Annotated in this window: 19 protein-coding genes; 16 read left to right on the forward strand and 3 right to left on the reverse strand. The window is 48.4% G+C overall.

The features are described from left to right. Nucleotides 1–24 precede the first annotated feature (24 nt). The 9 genes from flgE to ITG12_RS26365 are packed head-to-tail and all read left to right on the forward strand — an operon-like array spanning nt 25 to nt 8,515. Complete coding sequence (gene flgE / locus ITG12_RS26325) at nt 25–1,224, forward strand: flagellar hook protein FlgE (RefSeq protein ID WP_248874520.1); 1,200 nt, start codon at nt 25–27, stop codon at nt 1,222–1,224. Nucleotides 1,225–1,236: 12 nt separating this feature from the next. Beyond that, nucleotides 1,237–1,968: a flagellar basal-body rod protein FlgF gene (gene flgF / locus ITG12_RS26330; RefSeq protein WP_005435899.1), complete on the forward strand. Its 732-nt coding sequence runs from the start codon at nt 1,237–1,239 to the stop codon at nt 1,966–1,968. 39 nt (nt 1,969–2,007) lie between these two features. After that, nucleotides 2,008–2,793, forward strand: a complete 786-nt coding sequence (gene flgG / locus ITG12_RS26335; RefSeq protein WP_005432423.1) for a flagellar basal-body rod protein FlgG — start codon at nt 2,008–2,010, stop codon at nt 2,791–2,793. Nucleotides 2,794–2,825: 32 nt separating this feature from the next. Continuing rightward, nucleotides 2,826–3,497: a flagellar basal body L-ring protein FlgH gene (gene flgH, locus ITG12_RS26340; protein ID WP_038868279.1), complete on the forward strand. Its 672-nt coding sequence runs from the start codon at nt 2,826–2,828 to the stop codon at nt 3,495–3,497. After that, the gene (locus ITG12_RS26345) at nt 3,497–4,618 is read left to right on the forward strand and encodes a flagellar basal body P-ring protein FlgI (protein ID WP_248874522.1); all 1,122 of its coding nucleotides are present in this window, start codon (nt 3,497–3,499) and stop codon (nt 4,616–4,618) included. The genes flgH and ITG12_RS26345 overlap by 1 nt, the downstream gene beginning before the upstream one ends. A gap of 10 nt (nt 4,619–4,628) precedes the next feature. Then, a complete protein-coding gene (locus tag ITG12_RS26350; RefSeq protein ID WP_005432415.1) occupies nt 4,629–5,177 on the forward strand; it encodes a rod-binding protein in 549 nt (182 codons plus the stop codon). Continuing rightward, nucleotides 5,178–6,551, forward strand: a complete 1,374-nt coding sequence (flgK, locus tag ITG12_RS26355; protein WP_248874524.1) for a flagellar hook-associated protein FlgK — start codon at nt 5,178–5,180, stop codon at nt 6,549–6,551. A 12-nt stretch (nt 6,552–6,563) separates the two neighbouring features. Beyond that, the gene (gene flgL / locus ITG12_RS26360) at nt 6,564–7,463 is read left to right on the forward strand and encodes a flagellar hook-associated protein FlgL (protein WP_248874526.1); all 900 of its coding nucleotides are present in this window, start codon (nt 6,564–6,566) and stop codon (nt 7,461–7,463) included. Nucleotides 7,464–7,474: 11 nt separating this feature from the next. Continuing rightward, nucleotides 7,475–8,515 (forward strand): flagellin, encoded by a 1,041-nt coding sequence (locus tag ITG12_RS26365; protein WP_248874527.1) that lies wholly within the window; start codon nt 7,475–7,477, stop codon nt 8,513–8,515. Between the two features lie 92 nt (nt 8,516–8,607). Here ITG12_RS26365 and ITG12_RS26370 read toward each other — a convergent pair whose 3' ends face one another. Next, a complete protein-coding gene (locus ITG12_RS26370) occupies nt 8,608–11,337 on the reverse strand; it encodes a DUF2339 domain-containing protein (protein ID WP_248874529.1) in 2,730 nt (909 codons plus the stop codon). Between the two features lie 234 nt (nt 11,338–11,571). Between ITG12_RS26370 and ITG12_RS26375 the strand changes: the two genes are divergently transcribed. Both ITG12_RS26375 and fni read left to right on the forward strand, forming a co-directional pair. Then, nucleotides 11,572–13,365 (forward strand): sodium:proton antiporter, encoded by a 1,794-nt coding sequence (locus ITG12_RS26375; protein WP_104026037.1) that lies wholly within the window; start codon nt 11,572–11,574, stop codon nt 13,363–13,365. Between the two features lie 249 nt (nt 13,366–13,614). After that, nucleotides 13,615–14,634 (forward strand): type 2 isopentenyl-diphosphate Delta-isomerase, encoded by a 1,020-nt coding sequence (fni, locus tag ITG12_RS26380; protein WP_038868297.1) that lies wholly within the window; start codon nt 13,615–13,617, stop codon nt 14,632–14,634. 72 nt (nt 14,635–14,706) lie between these two features. Here the strand turns inward: fni and ITG12_RS26385 are convergent, their stop codons facing one another. Next, nucleotides 14,707–15,594: a LysR family transcriptional regulator gene (locus ITG12_RS26385; protein WP_104026038.1), complete on the reverse strand. Its 888-nt coding sequence runs from the start codon at nt 15,592–15,594 to the stop codon at nt 14,707–14,709. A 151-nt stretch (nt 15,595–15,745) separates the two neighbouring features. On the opposite strand from ITG12_RS26385, the gene ITG12_RS26390 reads away from it, so the two are divergent. The 3 genes from ITG12_RS26390 (at nt 15,746) to ITG12_RS26400 (ending at nt 18,014) form a co-directional block, all read left to right on the forward strand. After that, nucleotides 15,746–16,183, forward strand: coding sequence for a PACE efflux transporter (locus tag ITG12_RS26390; RefSeq protein ID WP_248874531.1), 438 nt, complete (start codon nt 15,746–15,748; stop codon nt 16,181–16,183). A gap of 117 nt (nt 16,184–16,300) precedes the next feature. Next, nucleotides 16,301–16,564 carry a DUF3012 domain-containing protein gene (locus ITG12_RS26395; protein ID WP_038868301.1) on the forward strand — a complete coding sequence of 88 codons (264 nt, stop codon included), beginning with the start codon at nt 16,301–16,303 and terminating at the stop codon, nt 16,562–16,564. A 268-nt stretch (nt 16,565–16,832) separates the two neighbouring features. Continuing rightward, a complete protein-coding gene (locus ITG12_RS26400) occupies nt 16,833–18,014 on the forward strand; it encodes a diaminopropionate ammonia-lyase (protein ID WP_248874533.1) in 1,182 nt (393 codons plus the stop codon). A 106-nt stretch (nt 18,015–18,120) separates the two neighbouring features. Here ITG12_RS26400 and ITG12_RS26405 read toward each other — a convergent pair whose 3' ends face one another. Continuing rightward, on the reverse strand, nt 18,121–18,606 hold the full coding sequence (locus ITG12_RS26405; RefSeq protein WP_038868305.1) for an Lrp/AsnC family transcriptional regulator: 486 nt from the start codon (nt 18,604–18,606) through the stop codon (nt 18,121–18,123). 310 nt (nt 18,607–18,916) lie between these two features. On the opposite strand from ITG12_RS26405, the gene ITG12_RS26410 reads away from it, so the two are divergent. Next, on the forward strand, nt 18,917–19,684 hold the full coding sequence (locus ITG12_RS26410; protein WP_038868307.1) for an aspartate/glutamate racemase family protein: 768 nt from the start codon (nt 18,917–18,919) through the stop codon (nt 19,682–19,684). 39 nt (nt 19,685–19,723) lie between these two features. Then, nucleotides 19,724–20,917, forward strand: a complete 1,194-nt coding sequence (locus tag ITG12_RS26415) for a M20 aminoacylase family protein (RefSeq protein ID WP_038876479.1) — start codon at nt 19,724–19,726, stop codon at nt 20,915–20,917. Nucleotides 20,918–21,026: the final 109 nt, after the last annotated feature.

The following is a 21,026-nucleotide window of genomic DNA, read 5'->3' on the forward strand; positions in this document are numbered from 1 at the left end:
AAATAAGGAAATCAGAGGTTATTTATGAGTTTTAACATCGCACTAAGTGGTCTGGACGCGACCAATACAGAGTTAAACACCATCAGCCACAATATTGCCAACGCATCAACGTACGGCTTTAAAGGTGGCCGCACAGAATTTGCAGCGGTTTACAACGGCATGCAACCGGGCGGCGTAGAAGTGGCGTCGATTTCTCAGAACTTCGATAAGAATGGTTCGGTGACAGGCACAGGCCGTGCAATGGACTTGGCGATCAACGGTAGCGGCTTCTTCGTGACGAAAGATCACATGGGTCAGATGCTTTACACTCGCGCCGGTGTGTTTGGCACTGATAAGAACAACTTTGTGACCGCAAATAACGGTGCCAAGTTGCAAGGTTACAGCGTAGACAACAATGCGAACCTTCAAACTGGCTCTGTTGGTGACATCAAAGTATCTACTTCTTCACTTAACGCAAAAGCGACCGACAATCTGGACTTTGTGGCGAACTTCGACGCAAGCGCAACGGCAGTCGATCAAGCGGTTTACCCATTCGATTCTTCCGATCCAAACTCATTCAATTCTTCTTACACCACTAAGGTGTACGACTCACTTGGCAACTCGCACACGGTAACTCAGTACTTCACGAAGACATCAGATAACGAATGGCAAGTGAACGTGGAAGTCGACGGTGCACCAACGACGCCAGCAACGGCTCAAACGGTTCAATTCAATACCGACGGCACGTTAGCTTCTCCAACGAGTTCATTCAATGTTGCATTCCCAGCTGCGGGCGCAAACGCAATGAGTATTGATATCAGCTTGAACGGCAGCACTCAGTTTGGCGCTGCGTTTGGCGTGAGCACCAATAACCCGAACGGTTACACCTCAGGTGAGCTTGCAGGCGTTCGAGTGGAAGACAACGGCATGGTTTACGCGACTTACACCAATGGTCAGTCTCAGCTGCAAGGTCAGGTTGTGCTTGCGGATTTTGCTAACACGCAAGGTTTATCGAAAGTGAGCGGCACGGCTTGGACACAAAGCTTTAGCTCAGGCGCGCCAATCATGGGCGTTCCGGGTACAGGCACATTGGGTGACTTAACACCGGGTGCGCTAGAAGGCTCTAACGTTGACTTAACCAGCGAACTGGTTGCGCTTATGACGGCGCAGCGTAACTACCAAGCGAACGCCAAAACCATCTCAACCAACGACAAGCTGACTCAAGCTCTGTTCAACGCGGTGTAATGGGAGAGTCGCATGGATAGCTTGTTATTTACTGCCACGTCGGGTGCGAGTCGAGTACTTAAGGCTCAGCACGTACGTTCGAACAACTTATCGAACGCTGACACCGCAGGTTTCCGTGCAGATATGGAACGCGTGCGCAGCGTTGAGCTACAAGGTGCGGGCTTTGATGGCCGCACCATGGTGGTGACCAACTCAGCCGCAACGCGTTTTGATTCTGGCGACATCATGAAAACTGGTCGTCCTCTGGATGTGGCGATCATGGGCGAGGGCTACCTCACCGTCGAAACGCCAATTGGCAATGAAGCTTACACCCGAGCGGGCAACATCAAAGTCGATACCTTTGGCGCAATGAGCATCAATGGCTTCCCGGTTGTCGGTGAAAACGGACCAATCGTTGTGCCTGATTTTCAGAAGATTGAAATCAGTGAACGTGGCCGCGTTTCTGTGATTCCTCCGGGTGGTGGTGCAGAAGTGGAAGTGGGCACCTTGAAGATGGTGAAACCACCAATCAACCAACTGCAAAAAGAGAGCGACAGCTTGCTACACAGCGTAGATGGCGTGCCTTTCCCTGCGGATGAAACCGTGCAGCTTTCTCCAGAGCACATTGAGGGCAGTAACGTGTCTGCCATTGATGAACTGCTGAGCGTGATGTCGTTGACACGTAACTTCGAAATGCAAGTTCGCATGATGAAAACCGCAGAAACCTTGGCGCAAGCCGGAAACAAATTGATGGCGGCGAGATAAGCCTCTCAGCAAGGGATTCTCGTCCAAAGGAGATAACCAATGCATTCAGCATTATGGGTAAGTAAAACGGGCATGGCAGCTCAAGATACCAAAATGACTGCCATCTCTAATAACCTAGCGAACGTTAACACGGTCGGCTTTAAGCGTGACCGCGTGGTGTTTGAAGACTTGTTTTACAGCATTCAGCGTCAGCCGGGCGCGCAAGTCGACCAAGTGAATGAACTGCCAAGCGGTGTTCAGCTTGGTTCCGGTGTTCGCGTTGTGGGTACGCAGAAAGTCTTCACCCAAGGCAACACACAAAACACCACGCAAGAGTTGGATTTAGCGGTGATGGGGCAAGGCTTCTTCCAAATCGAAAATTCTGACGGCCAGATTATGTATACGCGTAATGGTCAGTTCCACATCAACTCAGAGGGGTTGATGGTCAACAGCCAAGGTTTGCCACTAGAGCCACAGATCCAAATCCCAGACAACGCGATTTCGTTCTCTGTGGGTGTGGATGGCACGGTAACAACCACATCGGCTGACGATCCAACGCCGCAGCAGTTGGGCCAAATCACGCTGGCGAAGTTCATCAACCCAGCCGGTCTAGAAGCCGTTGGCGGTAACTTGTTCCGTGAGACAGAAGCAAGTGGCCCTGCGGATGAATTGATTGCAGGCGAAGACGGAGCGGGCAGCATCAAACAGGGCGCTTTAGAAGGCTCGAACGTGCAGGTAGTGGAAGAGATGGTCGACATGATTACTACTCAACGCGCGTACGAGATGAACGCCAAAGTAGTTTCTGCCGCAGACGACATGCTGAAGTTTGTCGCGCAATCGATGTAAGTAAGAAATTGGTGATGATGAAGGAAAAAGCAATGAAATGGCTTTCGAAGAGTTGGGCAGTTGCCGTCGTGTTGCTGGTGGGATGTGCCGGTCGTGATGAGTTTATTCCGCCAGAGCCAAACACAGACGAATACGCGCCGCCAGTGTTGGATTACACCTTGCCAGAGGCCAAGTCCGGTAGCCTTTATCGTCACCAATACACCATGACGTTATTTCAAGATCGCCGAGCCTACCGAGTCGGTGACGTTTTGACCGTGCAGCTCTCTGAAGAAACCTCTTCAAGCAAGAAGGCGGGCACCCAGTTTGGTAAAAGCTCTACCGTTGACTTTGCTACGCCAACTATTGGCACCAAAACCATAGATGAGTTGGGCGTAAGTATTGATGGCAGCCGCAACTTCGATGGCAGTGCGTCCAGCTCGCAAGGCAACAAGTTACAAGGGGCGATCACCGTAACGGTGCATGAGGTACTGCCAAATGGTGTGCTTCGCATTAGCGGTGAAAAGTGGCTCCGACTCAACCAAGGCGATGAGTTTATTCGCCTAACAGGTATTGTGCGTGTTGATGACATCAACCGCAGCAACCAAGTGTCTTCTCAACGTATTGCGGATGCTCGCATTACCTACGCTGGTCGTGGCGCATTAGCGGACAGCAACGCAGCCGGGTGGCTGACTCAGTTCTTCAACAGCCCATGGGTACCATTCTAATGAAGCCAATCAACGCATTCTTTACTTCTTTCCTATTGGCTCTGACCTTGGGACTTCCTGCCACTTCACATGCCGAAGTGGAAATTCCGATCATGGACTTGGTGGATGTACAGGGCATCCGAGAAAACCAATTAGTCGGTTACGGTTTAGTCGTGGGCTTGGCCGGTCAAGGCGACCGTAACCAAGTGAAATTCACCGCTCAATCGATTACTAACATGCTGCGCCAATTTGGTGTTCAGATTGACGACAGCATGAACCCGAAGTTACGTAACGTGGCTTCTGTAAGTGTTACCGCATCCGTTGACCCAATGGCGGGCCCTGGTCAAACCTTGGACGTAGTGGTTTCCTCTATCGGCGATGCGAAAAGCTTGCGCGGTGGCACGTTACTGCTAACGCCACTGCGCGGTATCGATGGTGAAGTGTACGCCATTGCTCAAGGTAGCGTGGTTGTTGGCGGTCTGTCTGCCGAAGGCAGAAGTGGCTCCAAGGTCGAAGTGAACACGCCAACTGCGGGTCGCATTCCCAATGGAGCAACGCTAGAGCGAGAAATCGAAACCGACTTTAATCAGCGTGACGAAATTACGTTGAACCTGCGTAAACCTAGCTTCACAACGGCGAAAAACATCGCCCGTGAAATCAACAATACTTTTGGTCCAAACGTAGCGAAAGCCATCAACAAAGCGCGCGTCGAAATGCGTGCACCAATGGACACCCAACAGCGTGTCACCATGATGTCGATGTTGGAAGAGATGAGCGTGGAAGAAGGTCGTAAAACAGCTCGTATCGTCTTCAATTCCCGAACGGGTACGGTGGTGATTGGTAAGAACGTTAAGGTTGGTGAAGCGGCAGTAAGCCACGGCAACTTGACTGTTCGAATCTCTGAATCTCAACAAGTCAGCCAACCGAACGCGTTTGCTGATGGTGAAACCAAAGTGGTGGATCAAACCCAAATCGATGTGAACGAAGAACAAGCGCAAATGGTGATTTGGCCTCCGGGCACGGAACTGAACACTATCGTCAACGCTGTAAACAGCTTAGGCGCAACGCCAACGGATCTGATGTCGATTCTGCAAGCATTGAATGAAGCGGGCGCGCTGAATGCTGAGCTTGTGGTGATTTAAGGAGTTAGCGATGAAGTTAGACACGAGCGGCGATCAAGCACAACTCAATACCATGCTGTATCACGACAACAGCGCCCTAGCGAGCATTAAGAAAAGCCGCGATCAAGAAGGCGCTCTTGAAGTGGTTGCGGGTCAATTCGAGGCGATGTTCCTACAAATGGTGCTACGTCAAATGCGCAGCAGCAGTGATGTATTGGCCGACAAAGACAGCCCGTTTGCTAGCCAGCAACAAGGTGTGTTTCGCGATATGTACGATGGGCAATTGGCGATGGAGCTGGCGAAAAAACAGAACTCTGGTATCGCTAATATGCTGATCCAGCAACTTAGCCCTTCGATGCGCGAAGTGGCGTTCGACCAATCACGTAATGTCTCTCCGGCGAACGATGGAAAAGTGGTCAGCCTTGAACGCACATCACAACTTGAAAACGATGAAATCGCGATGAAGACCGACGCAGTTAATCCCACGCTACAAGCGGTCGCCTCTGTTAAACAAGTGCTCGGTGAAGCCGGAATGACGACCGCGTTTACTCAGCCGCTGATCAGGAAAATGGAGCTGTAAATGAACCTTGTTAATATCGCCCTTTCAGGCTTAAACGCGAACCGTGTGGCGTTGGATGTGACCGCACAAAACGTGGCAAACATCAACACACCGGGATATAGCCGACAACAAGCGCTAACCGCGTCTGTTGGTGACGGTAAGTACAACAAGCTCAGCCCAGGTATGGGTGTTGAAGTGACGAGCATTCGTCGTGTCACAGACCAGTTCTTGGTGAAGCAAACGTGGTCTACCAACAGTTTAGTGGCGTATTCGGCGGGTTATACCACCGCAATGAGCCAGCTTGAGAATACGCTTGGCGCGGATGGTTTTAGCGTTTCTGCGGGGTTAGATTCCCTTAATGCTGCGCTTAATGATGCCACAGTAAAACCAGAATCAATCCCATACCGTCAGCAAATCATTAATGAATCAGAAGCGTTGGCGCGCCGATTCAATACGTTAACTGAGTCCCTTCATAATCAGCATAAAGACATGAGTGACCAGCGCACTGCGGCGTTGAACCATGCCAATAGCTTGATGGCGAACATTGCGGATGTGAACAAGCAGATTGTCGAGATGCAAGGCACAGGCGGCAATCCGGCTCAATTGATGGACACTCGCGATGTGCTGATTGGCGAGCTTTCTCAAATCGTTGAAATCAAAACCACCGACCAACCAGACGGCAGCATGCAGGTGACACTCGCTTCTGGTCAGCCTTTGGTAATGGGTTCGGATTATGGTCAGCTGACAGCGAAGCCAGATCCAAGCGACCCATATCTTGCGGATTTGAGTGTCGATTTCGCCTCGCAAAGCTTTGTCATTGACCACTCGGTAGGCGGTAAGTTGGGCGCGATTAACGATTATCAAACCGATGTGCTTAAGCCAAACCAAGTCGCTTTGGATGACATGGCAAAAGCATTGGCGGATGAATACAACGCTGTTCTGGCTACAGGGCAAGATCTCAACGGCAATCCGGGCAAGCCATTGTTTAGCTACGACCCAGCAAACCCAGCAGCGAGCCTAACCATTACCAATATTAGCGCGGAAGAATTAGCGTTCTCCAGCGATGGCACTCCGGGCAATGCGGATGTGTTGAATGACTTAATTCAACTGAGCAATAAGCCGGTTTCAGTCACTGGCTATGGCTCACTGAGCTTAAACGATGCGTTCACCGCAATGGTCGGTGAAACGGCGATCAAAGCACGCCAAGCAGAAGCGGATTATGAAGCTAAAGCGGCAATGAACAAACAAGCGCATGCCGCGCGCGACAACGTCAGTGCGGTGAACAGCGACGAAGAAGCGGCGAACCTGATGACATTCGCTAATGCACACAACGCCAACATGAAAGTCATTAGCACCGCTAACCAGCTTTTCGACTCTGTATTGCAGTTATTCTAAAAGGAACCCGAGATGCGAATCAGTGACAGTCAATTTAGCCAAATGATGCTGCAAAGCCTGCAAACCAACAACGCAGGTTTGGGGCATGTTCTTCAACAAATGGCCACGGGTGACCGACTAACCAAGCTTTCTGACGATCCTATGGCGTCGATAAAGCTGCTGAACCTTGAACGTGAAAACAGCGCGATCGGCCAGTACCAGAGTAATATCGCCAATCTGAAAACCACACTTTCTGCTCAAGAAACCCATTTGGATTCGGTCAACGAGAGCTTGAAGAGTGTGCGTGATTTGGTGCTTTGGGGCGCGAACGGCACATTAACCGATGAAGACCGCAGCGGCATGATCATCGAGCTTAAAAGCTACCGTGATTCGATTGAATCCTCATTCAATGCGCAGGACGAAGAAGGCCACTACCTGTTTTCAGGTACTCAGACGGACACGCCGGCAGTGAGCAATGCTGGTGGTGCGTACCAAGTTGATGGCAACAGTGATAAGCGCGTGGTCACCGTCGCAAAGGGCGTGACCATGGATTCCAATATGACGGCGAAAGAGATTCTGGAGCTTGGCGGTGGCGATAACGTATTGAACCAAATCGATGCGTTGATTGCAGAATTTGAGAACCCGAGTCCGAATTTTCAAGCGAAAGTAGACGCTAGCTTATCTGCCATTGATGATACCTTGGCGAACGTACTGGGAGCGATGACAGAAATTGGTGGTCGCCATAACAACCTCGACCTAATGGACAGTGCACACGGCGAAAACAAGTTGTTCGTTGATAAGGTGACCAGTGACTTATCGGCATTGGATTACGGTGAGGCATCAGTACGTTTGAGCAACTACATGGCGGCGTTACAAGCAACGCAAGCTAGCTACGTGAAGATCAACGATCTCAACCTGTTTGATCGTATTTAAGGAAGTTTTGTATGGTGATGAGCACAGTAGAGGTAAGACCCCATAGCATACGCTTAGGTGGGCAAGAACAAGCCTCTATCATGCCAACCCGCTCAGCGGATTCGAGCAGTGCGATTAAGCCGCGTCCTACGCAAGTTCAGGCTGACACCGCGTCAGCCTATTCCGTTTCCGGTATTCAGCTTACTCAAGGTCAGCAACAAGCAACCGCGGTGCAAATTGCCTCTAAATCGTTGCAAGTGATTGGTAAAGAGCTGACTCAAATCAAGCGAGGTTTGACCCAAGCAGTCAACCAAGGCGTGCAGAACGTTCCCGGTTTACAAGAAGGGCTAGTACGTTCTAAAGCATCGATTCAACAAGTGGTTGAACAGGCGCGCTTTGACGGGCAGAAAGTGATTGATAACGAGCTGCACCTCAAACTGGATAAAGCGGATATTCGCCGTTTCTCCATCCCCGGTTTGAACGTGCATCGTTTGAGTGAGAAAGCCGAGCAAATCCGTTTAGACTTTCCGCAAGGTCAATCAGTGATGATCCAATTTGATGGTCAAGCCGATGGTGCGCACACCGTGAAAATGCTCGATCGCAGTTTGATTGCGATGGGCATGCGAGCGTCACTGGCAGAAGACGGCACCATTTTGTTTGAAGCGCGCGATACGGCATATCAACAAATGCAGCAAAAGGTGCTAGTGACGGGCGAAGGTCATCGCTTTCCTGCAGGGCAAGCGAATGTTCTGAACCTAAAATCAGAACCGGATGGCATCGCTGAGTTGAGCTTTGATTTAGGCTCTCGTGATGGAATCAAGCAAACCATCGCCAAAGTGAATCAGCACATAAGGCAGGTACAAACCAGCTTGGAAGAAGCCAAAGCGTTTCACGGTGAGTTGAACTCCCAAATGCATACTGTGCAGAGCCAATCCAAGCGGTTAAGTGCTGCTGATGTCAATGCGAAACTCGATGGCTTTATGGCCACTTCCGGTCAGTTTAGCTCGACGTTCCAAGCGCTGAATGCACAAGCGAATGTTCGTCGTCATACGGTTGTGGCGCTGTTGAAATAGCGCGTTAAGAACACTCCAAGATTCCCTTCTCAATTCACCAGTGGTTGCGTAACCCAGAAAAGAGTTGGGAATCACCTTTCTTATTTTGAACTCTACTCCACTTGCTCGGCAGGCTCCGCGACCGAGCGATGGAGTTTTTGAAATAACCATCCTAATCCAATCAGTGATGCACCTAGGCCCAAGAAACTGATCGCACGCCAGAAGCCATCCAATGAGCGGACATCCCACAAGAACACCTTAAGTGCGACGCACGCCAACACGGCTAAGCCAATGCGTTGAATCGTCATTGCTTTGCGGGTTGCGCCAGCCCAAGTCAGCAAGCCGCCGACAATCAAACCAGCAATCGAGTAAGTAAACAGCTCTGCCATGCCAGTCGGTTGAGAGAGCGTCATAGAGGTAGGTTGCCAGAACTGGCGAATCGACATACCTAGCCAAATGGTTGCCAAGATAAGACCAAAGCTGGCGACCACAGGGCGTGGGATCTGCAATGTGTTCCAACGCTTGTAACTAGTTACTAGCAAGGCAATCGCAGGTAGCAACCAGCCAAGAGACAGCATATTGAACACAGGCACGGATTCAGCGGAAACATTATTGACCATCAACGGCGATTCAAGGCTATTGAGCAACATCATCAGCACAACAAAAGCGCCCCAAAGTAGATAGCTGTAAGCTTGATAAACGCGCTCTAGTTGCTGCGCAAACTGGCTGCGATAGCTGTAAACCAAACCCATCACTAACGCTTGGTTAGCAAACACAATCGCCGAAGTGAAATCGATGTAGCCTAGGTAACCGTATTGCCCTGTGAGCCAGTAGTTGGTTTGGGTGAACACCGCCATCAAGAAGACGTGTAAGAACGCCCCTTCAAACCAATTGGCGAGCTCTGTATCTGAGCGATGTAACACAGTGCGAGCGTAAGCAAGAATCGCCAAAGAAGGCAGGTAACTGATCAGCACCCAAGCCCAGTGTCCCGCATTGACAGGCTGCCACTCTGGAATAAACGGTAATAGCGTCAGACGTACGACTAAGATGCCCATTGCGACTTTGACTGCCCAACTCGCTGGGCGGAAAACATTGGCTTGAGTCTGCAACGCCATAACCGCCACTTGAATCGAAATAGCTGTCGTGAGCCATGTGCCATTCAGCCAAACGAAAGCCGTTCCGGCAATTATGGCATGCATGATGGCAGAGCATTCCAGTGCGAGCGCTTTGAATCTTTGTCCTAGCAAGGCGTAGTAGGCCGCAATCACGGCGGTGAAGAGTGTCCAACCTAAAACATGACGGCTCATGAATTCGTAGGTGTAGAGCAGGGTAATCAAGGTCATTGCAGGGGCAAGCACAAGGAAGAGGATGCCCGTTAGTTGAGAGCGGTCACCTGCCAATGTCTGTAATAATGTTCTCAGTGCAATCAAAACAATACTAATGCCGAGCGCGAGCAGTACTGGCGTTTGTCCTTCAGACATGTAGATAGATTCAAGCGCAATAGAAAGTAGCATGATCGCGGTAGAAGGCACGAATATTGATGGTAAATAGACTCTTAATGACCAAGTTTTACGAATGGCGGGTAGCCAAATCATGGCAGTAAAGAAGGTATAGAAGTAAATCATCTCAGTGGTATCAATGCTAGACATGCGAGCTAGTGCCGACAGCACTAATAATGTCATCGCGAGAGCAATACCTGTCGGTGGATGCGTCCATCTGCCTTGGCAATGACGGTAACGCGGTTTGAGTATCCAACCCATTCTTGGCACCGCAAACAGCAGGTACAAACTCAGAGAAAGGAAGATCGCAAGCCATGAGAAAAGTTGTTCTATTGGCATGCTCTCAATCAGTAACAGCATCCACAAAATATGCGGCACGGTAATCGATGGTGAAATCCAAGCGTGTCGGATCTTTTGCATCAGTAGCGTTGCGGCAACTGAAATTGCAGTGATGTAGCCAGCGAGTAAGTAATAGTTAGGCTCTGCACCGCCAATCCAAAGTGGTGCTGAATAACCACCAATTAAACCAAGTACGGCCATCAAAGGCCCTTGGCGTAGAGAAAGCGCTAAGCTCGAAAATGCCGCACCCGCCAAGATAACCAGTGATGCACCTGGCGATAAGAGCTGATAGAAGACAAACGCAAAGATCACCGTGCAGTAGGTGCCAGTTAACCCTGTTCCGGTAATGGCGGCAGGAACGTAAGTAAAGCCTTTCGCTCGTCCTGCTCGGTCTGGGGATTTCTGCTCGCGGCGATGGAACCATTCACCTGCTATCACGGTAGCAAGAGAGATGGAGAATGCGATGGTCACGCGCATGATTGGTGAGAACTCAATGTGGCTGCCAATCACTTGTACAAGATAACCACCACCAATCAACATGGCGAGCGCGCCAACCCAAACCAACCAGTTTTCTTGGATGTTGGTCAGCAGCTTATTGGCTTGTTTCTCAAATACGGATTCACTGCTTTGCGCCAGACCAGCTATGTGTACTTCATCGAGTGAAGGGAGGCTCGGCTCGACAATTGGCGGTGGTGCTTCTTTGGCAGCTAGAGGCGCAGAGGTAGGCTCTGAAATCATTGTTGGCTTTGAATCTGATTTAAGCGACGGAACACTAGGTTGTGCGGGCTGTTCTGGCGACGCCTGTTGTGGTTGAGAAGCGTGTTGATCGGGTTCTGGAGTCGGCGGTGTATGTCTCTCAAACCAACGCGCGCGCAGTTCTGCCAGTTCTTTATGAAGCTGAGATACTTCGTCTTCGAGCCTCGATATTCGACCGACTGCTTTCAATGTGATGAGTAAGGCGCAAACCGCCAAGATAACCGCCAATGAGATAAACAACTGCTGCACTCCCTGTCCTTGTTTCAGAATCCTTAACTTTGAGCAACTTAGCTAAGCTTAGTTCACTGTGTGACAAGCTAACGCGATATACAACCGAGAACGATAGTTTTGAGATGGAGTCGCATATTTGGATGAACACTGGCAGCTTGTCTGCTCTACACTATATTCATAATAGATTTCAAAGTCTTAAATTGTGTAGAGCGTGAGCTCACCAAAATGACCATAAATATTAGGTGATAATTGATGCAAGTGGGCAACGAAGCGCTGGTGCTGTCAGCGGTTGGGGTTATTGGCTTAGGGTGCCAATGGTTAGCGTGGCGGATGCGTTTGCCGGCCATCTTATTCTTATTGTTGGCAGGTTTGATCGTTGGGCCATTCTTACAGTGGCTCAAACCCGATGAAATTCTCGGGGATTTACTCTTCCCCTTAGTCTCTCTCGCGGTGGCGGTGATTCTGTTTGAGGGCAGTTTAACCCTTAACTTTAAAGAGATTCGTGGGGTGAGCGGCTCGGTGTGGAGCATTGTCTCTGTTGGCGCGATCATCTCTTGGGTGGCCACCAGTGTGGCGACGCACTATTTCCTTGATTTTACTTGGGAGCTTGCGATTTTATTCGCCAGTTTAACCGTCGTGACAGGTCCAACGGTGATCGTGCCATTGCTGAGAACCGTGCGCCCAAGCTCCAAATTAGCCAATATCCTGCGCTGGGAAGGTATCTTGATCGACCCATTGGGCGCGTTGTTTGTGGTGATGGTGTACGAGTTCATTGTCTCGCACAATGCCGTTAACAGCGTCGAAGTGTTCGGTACCATCATTGCGGTGGGCTTGGTCCTCGGTGTTGCTTCTGGTGCTGCGGTGTCTACCGTTTTGCGTAGAGCTTGGCTGCCAGAATACCTTCAGCCCTTTGCGGTATTGATGGTCGTGCTCGGTGTGTTCTCGATTTCTAACCAAATGGAATCGGAAGCAGGTCTACTGACCGTTACTGTGATGGGCATGTGGCTGGCGAACGCCAAGGGCATCAATATTCAGCAAATCCTGCACTTTAAAGAGCACTTAACCATCTTGTTGATCACCGGGTTGTTCATCTTCCTAGCGGCACGCATCAGTCTTGATGATTTCGCGGCGCTTGGTAGCGGTGCGGTATTGCTGTTTGTTTTCATGCAGTTGGTATCGCGTCCACTTTCGATTTTCGCTTCAACTATTCGCAGTAACTTAACCTTCAAAGATAAGCTGTTCCTCTCGTGGGTTGCTCCGCGCGGTATCGTGGCGGCGTCCATCTCATCCCTGTTTGCTATCAAGCTGACGGAATATGGTATTTCAGAAGCCATGCTGTTGGTGCCAATGACCTTCATGGTGATCATTGGCACGGTGGTACTACAAAGTGCGACGGCGCGTCCTATGGCTAAAGCGTTGGATGTGGCTGAGCCTGCGCCAAGAGGTTTCCTATTGATTGGTGCAAACCGAGTGGCTCAAGAGATAGGTAAAGCGCTGGCGAGATACGATCGCAAAGTTCTGCTCACCGATTCAAACTGGGATTACATTAGCCAAGTTCGCATGTTGGGCTTAGACCATTACTACGGTAACCCGATCTCTAGCCATGCTGATGACAACCTGAATCTAATTGGCATTGGTCAAGTGGTGGCGCTAACGCCAGACCAACACTTCAATATCATGGCGTGTATGCAATTTGTCGGCGAGTTTGGCGAAGATAAAGTACATTGTCTGCAGAAAACCAAATCTAACGGCAATGAAAAACACTCAGTTGCGGAAGAGTATCACGGCAAATTATTGATGGGCGGCAACGTCAGTTACTCCCAAATGGCGAGTTTGCTGAGCCAAGGAGCTGAAATCAAACACACTAAGCTGAGTGAGAGTTTCACTTACCAAGATTACCTTGAGTACCACAAAGACAATTTGGTGATTCCGCTTTTCCATGTTGAAGAGAAAGGTAAAATTCAATTCTGTGATGATCCAGACCAGTTCATACCACCTACAACCAGCACGGTGGTGGCGCTTATTCAATCCGTCGAGGCTAAATAGCCTAAATGACATAGAGAACTTCCACTCTTGGCACATCGGAGTGGCAACATTGTTAATCGTTACCCAAGCTTAATAGAGCAGTGAGGCGCAGTGTTTTAAACGCAGCGCCTCGATATGCTTTCTTAGTCATAAAGCGAGAGCGCACAAGGCTCGATTCGGTAAATAAATTGTTCAATTTCCGAATTTTCGCATTGACGACAATGGCAAGGATCGCAATACTGCGCGACTGTTTTACTTTAGGGTGACATTATGGCTCCGCAATCTAATCGCAAAGACTTACATCTTGACGCTGTTTTACATCATGACATGAACATGAAAAGCAAAACGGCGGGCTTTGAGTCTATCGAATTCGAGCATTGCGCATTGCCTGAATGTGACTTTAACGCCATCGATCTTTCGAGCGAGTTTCTTGGCCATTCATTGACGCTGCCGTTCTTGATCAGTTCCATGACGGGTGGCGCAAAAGATGCAGAGATCATCAACTGTCGTCTGGCAGAAGCTGCCAGTGAAATGGGCATTGCGATGGGGGTTGGTTCGCAGCGAGTGAGCCTAGAAGACAGCCTACACTCAGGTTTAGGCAAAACCATTCGTGATCTCGCTAAAGGCGTGCCTTTGTATTCCAACTTGGGTGCCGCTCAACTGAGAGATAAACAACGTCTCGATAACGCTCAACGTGCAGTCGACTTTATCCAAGCGGACGCTTTATTTGTGCATCTCAACCCTATGCAAGAAGCCTTTCAGCAGAATGGTGACCATGATTGGATTGGTGTACTTAAATCGATTGAGCAGCTAAAACAGCGCGTTGATGTCCCGATGATCATCAAAGAGGTCGGCTTTGGCATCAGTGGTGCAGTAGCCAAGCAGCTTGTGGACGCGGGTGTGGATGCGATTGATGTTGCGGGCGCTGGTGGCACGAGTTGGTCTGCGGTTGAAGGTTACTGCCAAACAGACAACAAGATGCAGCGCGCTGCGGAGCTATTTCGTGACTGGGGCATTCCAACGGCTAAGTGTTTAGAGCAAATCCATGCTCAATACCCTAACTTACCTTTAATTGCCTCTGGTGGCGTGCATAACGGCTTAGAAGCGGCAAAAGCGATTCACCTAGGTGCTAACCTTGTTGGGCAAGCAGGTGCGGTATTAAAAGCCGCGACGATCAGCACGCAATCTGTTGTCGACCACTTTGAACAAATGGCATTAGAGTTACGTTTGGCGTGCTTTGGTACAGGTTCTGCGAATCTCCAAGCGTTGACCCAAGCTCGTCGTCTTTAACTTCAATTAGGCTTGGACTCTGTCTAGGTCTCTGAGCGTTTCTAAAACTTAAACCTACAAAACAGTTTTGGGCTATTCGTCCTGATAGCGATAGCTCTGCAAGGTTTTTACTAGAGCTTGCAAAACCGGGCCCATACCTCGGGTTCGAGAAACTAAACATCCAACTGTCGTGAGCCAGCCATCAAATTCGTGCGCAACGGGCAGGGCAACTAGCTTACCGCTCTCAATCTCATTACTGACCACTCTTTCTGGCAATAATCCCCAGCCAACGTTTTGGCACGCTAAGTCAGTCAGCGTCTGATGTGAATTAGCAAACCATAACTGAGTGCTGATGGCGTAACTGAACCAAAGTTCTTTCCTTTGTGCACTGCGTAGTACCAGTTGGCGATGGGCTTTGAGCTCCGCATCATGAACCACCGATAGCTGTGCCAATGGGTGAGAAGGCGAAGCCACGGTGAGAAAACGAGTGTGCCCGAGGGTAAAGAAATCCATGTCCATTTTTAGCTCACCATCAGCCAACACGATACCCACTTGCGCTTTGCCTTTTCGAATCAATTCTTCTACATCAAATGTCGGTGCGGTAATGATATCGAACTGCGTGATAGGGAATTGGTCAGCCAAGCTTGCAAATTGCGCCAGCAACGATTGGTTGATAAGAGATTCATCCATCGCAATCACTAACTCATGTTCGTAGGCTTGCTCTAAGGACTCGACTTTTTGGTCGAAGAATTTTTGTTGATGCAGAATGGACTGAGCGATAGGCAATAAGGCTTTACCGCTATCTGTGAGTGTCGGTGTGTTTTTCTCTCGATTGAACAACTCTTGGTTAATTGCGATCTCAAGGTTAGCGACAGACTGGCTTACACCTGATTGCGCTCGCTTTAGCTTTCTTGCGGCTGCGGAGAAGGAGCCTGTTTTGCACACGGTGACAAAGATTTTTAGTTGTTCAAAGCTGTACATTTCAATACCTAAAGAGAACTTGGATGAGACTCATCCGGAAAGCATAGTTGTAAGCTATCACTATTCGTGATGGTTGTTAACTTTCTCTTCGTGATCTAGCTGTCATAATCGCCGGCACTTAACTTGTTCCATGTAAAGTTGTGAGGTTTTTATGGGAGCGTTAGAGCGTGTGTTTCACGCCGTATTATTTGAAGTATTGGCAATCAGTTTATCCATTATAGGTTTGGCATTGTTTACAGATCATGAAGTCAGTGCATTATCAGGAACCATGATAGTCGTCGCGACCATTGCGATGATTTGGAATTTCATCTTTAACTGGATATTTGATCGCTTTGCGACAGGGGCAAAAGAGAAACGCACAATCCGACTTCGAATCGTACACGTGGTGTTGTTTGAAGCGGGTTTGTTATTTGCCACCATTCCGGCAATGGCGTGGATGCTAGAAGTCAGCATGTGGGAAGCGTTTGTCATGGACGTGGGCGTGACGATCTTCATCACCTTGTATGCGCTTGCCTTCAATTACATCTATGATCATGTTCGAGCGTATTTGGTTAAACGCCGAGTAACGACTTCGATGCAGTTAGGTTGAGTTGGCAGAAATTCGTCTCTTTTACGGAGAGAGAGTCGATAAATTGTCGCGGGCTTAACACGAACAGTGATATTTTGGGTATAGTTCATTCATCAATTGAAAGTGGAACCTAAATTTATGAAAAAACTGGTAATGCTACTGTTAGCAGCAACAGCGCTAACGGCATGCTCTGACGAAGTGGGTACAGAAGCTTGGTGTAAAGACATGCGCGAAAAGCCAAAGACAGAATGGACAACAGACAACGCGGTTGATTTCGCGAAGCACTGTGTTCTGCAAGATGGCATCGGTAGCGAGCAGTGGTGTAAAGACTTAAAAGAGAAGCCGAAAGGTGAATGGACGGCAAACGAAGCAACAGGTTTCGCTAAACACTGTGTGTTTTAACGCTTTTCATAATTAAATTCTCGAAGCAAAAAGCAATAAACGAATCCATCGTATTCATTGAATACGGTGGATTTTTTGTAAGTGGCGTTAAGTCGCACTAAGTGAGGATTTTCCTCGCTCTTCTCAGTATTAAGTATCAAAAAAAGCATTTTACTGAAGCATAAGGCACTAATACTGCATCGAGTCTCGTTAAACTTGAATGGTTGGCAATTTCATATCACATGAGCATATGAGGTTGAATATGAGAACAATTTAAGGACGAGCATCTATGCAGTTATTGACGGGTAAATTGAGCCACTTCTCCAATCCTTCCGCGCATTCTGGCCTTACGTATTCAGATGAACAAAAAGAGATTCTTAGTGTAGCGAGCGCTCGGTTAGCGATAGACACGATTTCTCAATGGCCAGGTTATGGGGTTACGCCTCTTCATTCTTTGCATTCCATCGCAGATGGCATCGGAGTGTCATGCCTTTGGTATAAAGATGAATCACAAAGGTTTGGACTCAAGAGTTTCAAAGCGTTAGGTGGTGCGTACGCTGTTGCTCGTCAGTTGCAGAGTGTCATTTTGCAGCGTTATGGCAAACAGCCAACAATAAAAGAGCTGCTCCAAGGTGACTGGAAGTCAGAGGCGGCTGAAATCGTAGTCAGTTGTGCCACAGATGGAAATCATGGACGCTCTGTTGCTTGGGGCGCACAAATGTTTGGTTGTGGGTGTGTGATTTATATTCACAAAGACGTTTCAGAAGGTCGAAAACACGCCATGGAATCTTTTGGTGCGCAAGTGGTTAGAATATCTGGCAACTATGATGAATCAGTGCGCTTAGCCGACAGTGAAGCAAAAGTACACGATCGTGTGATCGTTTCCGACACGTCTTATGAAGGCTATATGGAAATCCCCAAAGATGTTGCTCTTGGCTATACCGTAATGTTGTCTGAAGTTGTTGCGCAGCTTGACGGCGAAATCCCGACTCACGTGTTTGTGCAAGGCGGAGTTGGTGGGTTAGCGTCCGCAGTTTGTGGTTATTTCTGGGATCTGTGGGGAGCTCAGCGCCCAAGATTTATTATCGTAGAGCCAGAACAAGCGAATTGCCTTCAAAAAAGTGCGCAAGCAGGGAAACCTATTGTTGTTGAGGGGGACTTAGAGACCTTAATGGCAGGGTTGGCGTGTGGCGAAGTATCAGTATTAGCGTGGGACATTCTTCATAACGGCGCAGATGACTTTATGACGCTAAGCGAAGACGCAATCCCTCAGGCGATGCAAATACTGGCAAAAGGTGAAAATCATATTGAAGCTGGAGAGTCCGCTGTTCCTGGTTTTGCGGCTGCAGTGCTAGCTCGCCAAGATAGCGACTATGCAACAGCGCTTGGTTTGGGATCAGAAAGTAAGGTATTAGTGATAGGTACAGAAGGGGCAACGGACCCTGAACTCTATCGAGAACTGGTGAAATGAGACTCTGAGTCTGTTTAAAGCCATCTGATCAGTTGAAATCGTTAAACGGCGCTTGAAAGGAGGCGCCGTTTTTATGTCTACTAATGTTGGACTTTTCTCAATTTTCTCATTGGTCATCGATGGGAATTGTTAAACCCACTTTCACGTTGTCCATTACCACGTTGGTTTGAAAGCTCTTAATATTGGCATTATCGAAGAAAGCTTCTCGTGTAAACTTGTCATAACCTTCCATGTCTGCCGCAGTGACAATAAGAATAAAGTCTGAACTTCCAGTCACATAGTAACACTGTTGTACCGAGCGATTTGTTGTCATCTCTTTCTTAAAGTTATGCATCAAGTCGACTCTTTCTCTTTCCAACGTTACTTGCACAACAAAAGTCATGGTTTGGCCTACAGCCTTGGGATTAACAACAGAGACATCGGCTTGTATTACCCCTTGCGCCCTCATACGCTTTAATCGACGCTGTACCGCTGCTGGCGATAGCCCTACCTGATCAGCAATAGTGTCTGAAGTCGCTCTATTTGAATGCTGGACAATGTCGAGAATTTTGCGGTCGAAACTATCGACGGAAAGTGGTGGCGTTGACGTCATGACGATCGATTCCTTTCTGCCTGTAATGGATGGAAGCCATATGGTGAGCTAATCATGCTCTGGCTCCGAATTGTGACCTCACTCATGAGCGAATGTCTTGTTTTTACTAATTAAAGGAAAACCACTATAGCTCACCAAAAATGCAGAAAATCCGCACAATATGGGAGTCATTCGATGAAATTCCTTGTTGTCGTCAAGGCATTATTAATCTTGTAAACAAAATGTAAAGCAATAATAAATCGAAACGAAAGGCGAATTGGCATTACCAAAACGTCAGTTTCAGCAAGATATTGATGGATAGGATGCGAGCATGGAAGTGGGATCAATAGCGCTACAGAATGAACTGGATAATCTTGCGAGCGCAGGTCGTGTGGGTGTTATTTCGCTGGCGACAGACTTTAATATCGAGAACGATTTACGCCAACTATTCCCACAAAATGTCGCTTCATTTACCAGTCGAGTGCGTAACTACAACCCGCTAACCATAGATAATCTGCGTCGTATGGAGCCTAGAATCCAAGAGGTTGCGGATACGATTCTTCCTGGGACAACGCTAGATGTGGTTATCTACGCGTGTACATCGGGCACTATTGCGATCGGTGAACAGCGCATTGCCGACCTTATTCAGGCACATCACCCCGATACAAAAGTGACAAACCCAGTCACTGCAGCACTCGCTGCTTTTGAACGATTGAACATAAAGCGTGTATCTATTCTTACGCCCTATACGCAAGCAGTAAACCAAGACGTGGCCGCCTTTTTCTCAACGGTAGGTATCGAAGTACTTAACATCGTAGGCTTTGATTTTGAAGATGACACCGCGATGACGTTCATCTCTCCAAATGATATTACTCATGCGGCAATACAAGCCTGTCATCCCGATGCTGACGCCGTTTTCATTTCTTGTACCGCGCTACGAGCGACCACGGTTATTCACGATATTGAAGCTGCGATAAACAAGCCAGTGTTGTCTAGCAATCAAGTACTGGCTTGGCACACTTTAGCTTTACTCCACTATCCCAAAAACATTAAAGGTTTTGGTCTCCTTTTAGATCAGCACTTACCACTAAATCTTTAATTACCCCGCTTTGAAACTGATTTTAAAGGACTTTTTGTTATGCATTCATCTACGCCTATCGACCCTAATCAGCTCTCCTCTGAATTGATTCAAAACATGATGGAATGGCGACAGCATTTGCATCGATTTCCTGAATGCGGGTTTGATGTTGATATGACGGCTGATTTCATTGCAAGCAAGCTGCAAAGCTTTGGCATCGAAGTGGTTCGTAATATCGGGAAAACTGGCTTAGTTGGGATCCTGCGTCATGGACAAAGTAAAGCCAGCATTGGTCTTCGAGCCGATATGGATGCGCTTCATGTCCATGAGAAAAATACTTTTTCTTACTGCTCTCAGCATGACGGGAAGATGCATGCCTGTGGGCACGATGGGCATTCAGCAATGCTACTCGGTGCGGCTTGCTATCTTGCTAAGCATGGCGGCTTTGATGGAACCGTTTATTTCATATTCCAACCGGATGAGGAACATGGAAAAGGCGCGCAAGCCATGATTGATGATGGGCTCTTTGAACGTTTTTCTATTGATGAAGTTTACGGCATTCACAACTTCCCCGGATTAGCGGAAGGAAAACTGATGGTGAGGCCTGGTTCATTAATGGCGAGTGAGAGCAGCTTTGAAATTGTGATTAAAGGCGTTGGTGGGCATGCAGCTTTACCACATCAAGGGATTGACCCTTTAGTAGTAGGGGCTCAGGTTGTGTTGGGCCTACAAACCATTGTTTCGAGAAGTTTAAGTGCGATTCACGACTCTGCGGTGGTATCCGCAACCGAGCTTATCACCGATGGGACGGTGAATGTGATTCCTACGACAGTGACCATAAAAGGTGATTGTCGCTGTTTTACCGAGCAGAGCCTTGAGATCATCAGAACACGTATGGAGCGAATTGTAGCTGGGATCTGCCAGTCTGCAGGCGCTGATTATACCTTCGAATTCATCAATACATTTTATCCGACGATCAACAGCGATGAGCAAACCGCTTATGCCATCACGACGGCTCAGCAAGTTCTGGGTGACGAAAACGTGAATGGTAAGTGTGACCCGATAACCATCTCAGAAGATTTTTCCAGCATGTTGCGTGTTAAACCGGGGTGTTATGTGTTGCTTGGAAACGGCATTAACTCTGTAGGTGGGTGTGCACTGCATAATCCGGAATACGATTTTAATGACCGAATCTTGAAGTTCGGGGCAAGTTACTGGATTCAATTGGTAAGCAATCGATTGAATTCATTGTAAGGAGAATAGCTGGCGGAGGTTTTGGAAAGAAGTTGTCCTCTGTGAGTTCAGGATAAGCGTGAAATGAAGGGGTTCATTTTACGTGTCACTTGGAAGGAAAAGGAAAGAA

Origin of the sequence: Vibrio sp. ED002 (assembly GCF_023277445.1) — a bacterium.
In the GTDB taxonomy this organism is placed as follows: Bacteria; Pseudomonadota; Gammaproteobacteria; order Enterobacterales; family Vibrionaceae; genus Vibrio; species Vibrio jasicida.

Excerpts from the sequence above, each read along its gene's own strand:
- ITG12_RS26415 (WP_038876479.1), top strand. The coding sequence starts at position 19,724 with ATGCATTCATCTACGCCTATCGACCCTAATCAGCTCTCCTCTGAATTG.
- flgL (WP_248874526.1), top strand. The coding sequence starts at position 6,564 with ATGCGAATCAGTGACAGTCAATTTAGCCAAATGATGCTGCAAAGCCTG.
- ITG12_RS26400 (WP_248874533.1), top strand. The coding sequence starts at position 16,833 with ATGCAGTTATTGACGGGTAAATTGAGCCACTTCTCCAATCCTTCCGCG.
- fni (WP_038868297.1), top strand. The coding sequence starts at position 13,615 with ATGGCTCCGCAATCTAATCGCAAAGACTTACATCTTGACGCTGTTTTA.
- ITG12_RS26365 (WP_248874527.1), top strand. The coding sequence starts at position 7,475 with ATGGTGATGAGCACAGTAGAGGTAAGACCCCATAGCATACGCTTAGGT.
- flgF (WP_005435899.1), top strand. The coding sequence starts at position 1,237 with ATGGATAGCTTGTTATTTACTGCCACGTCGGGTGCGAGTCGAGTACTT.
- ITG12_RS26375 (WP_104026037.1), top strand. The coding sequence starts at position 11,572 with ATGCAAGTGGGCAACGAAGCGCTGGTGCTGTCAGCGGTTGGGGTTATT.
- flgG (WP_005432423.1), top strand. The coding sequence starts at position 2,008 with ATGCATTCAGCATTATGGGTAAGTAAAACGGGCATGGCAGCTCAAGAT.
- ITG12_RS26350 (WP_005432415.1), top strand. The coding sequence starts at position 4,629 with ATGAAGTTAGACACGAGCGGCGATCAAGCACAACTCAATACCATGCTG.
- ITG12_RS26345 (WP_248874522.1), top strand. The coding sequence starts at position 3,497 with ATGAAGCCAATCAACGCATTCTTTACTTCTTTCCTATTGGCTCTGACC.
- flgE (WP_248874520.1), top strand. The coding sequence starts at position 25 with ATGAGTTTTAACATCGCACTAAGTGGTCTGGACGCGACCAATACAGAG.
- ITG12_RS26405 (WP_038868305.1), bottom strand. The coding sequence starts at position 18,606 with ATGACGTCAACGCCACCACTTTCCGTCGATAGTTTCGACCGCAAAATT.
- ITG12_RS26390 (WP_248874531.1), top strand. The coding sequence starts at position 15,746 with ATGGGAGCGTTAGAGCGTGTGTTTCACGCCGTATTATTTGAAGTATTG.
- flgK (WP_248874524.1), top strand. The coding sequence starts at position 5,178 with ATGAACCTTGTTAATATCGCCCTTTCAGGCTTAAACGCGAACCGTGTG.
- ITG12_RS26385 (WP_104026038.1), bottom strand. The coding sequence starts at position 15,594 with ATGTACAGCTTTGAACAACTAAAAATCTTTGTCACCGTGTGCAAAACA.
- ITG12_RS26395 (WP_038868301.1), top strand. The coding sequence starts at position 16,301 with ATGAAAAAACTGGTAATGCTACTGTTAGCAGCAACAGCGCTAACGGCA.
- ITG12_RS26410 (WP_038868307.1), top strand. The coding sequence starts at position 18,917 with ATGGAAGTGGGATCAATAGCGCTACAGAATGAACTGGATAATCTTGCG.
- flgH (WP_038868279.1), top strand. The coding sequence starts at position 2,826 with ATGAAATGGCTTTCGAAGAGTTGGGCAGTTGCCGTCGTGTTGCTGGTG.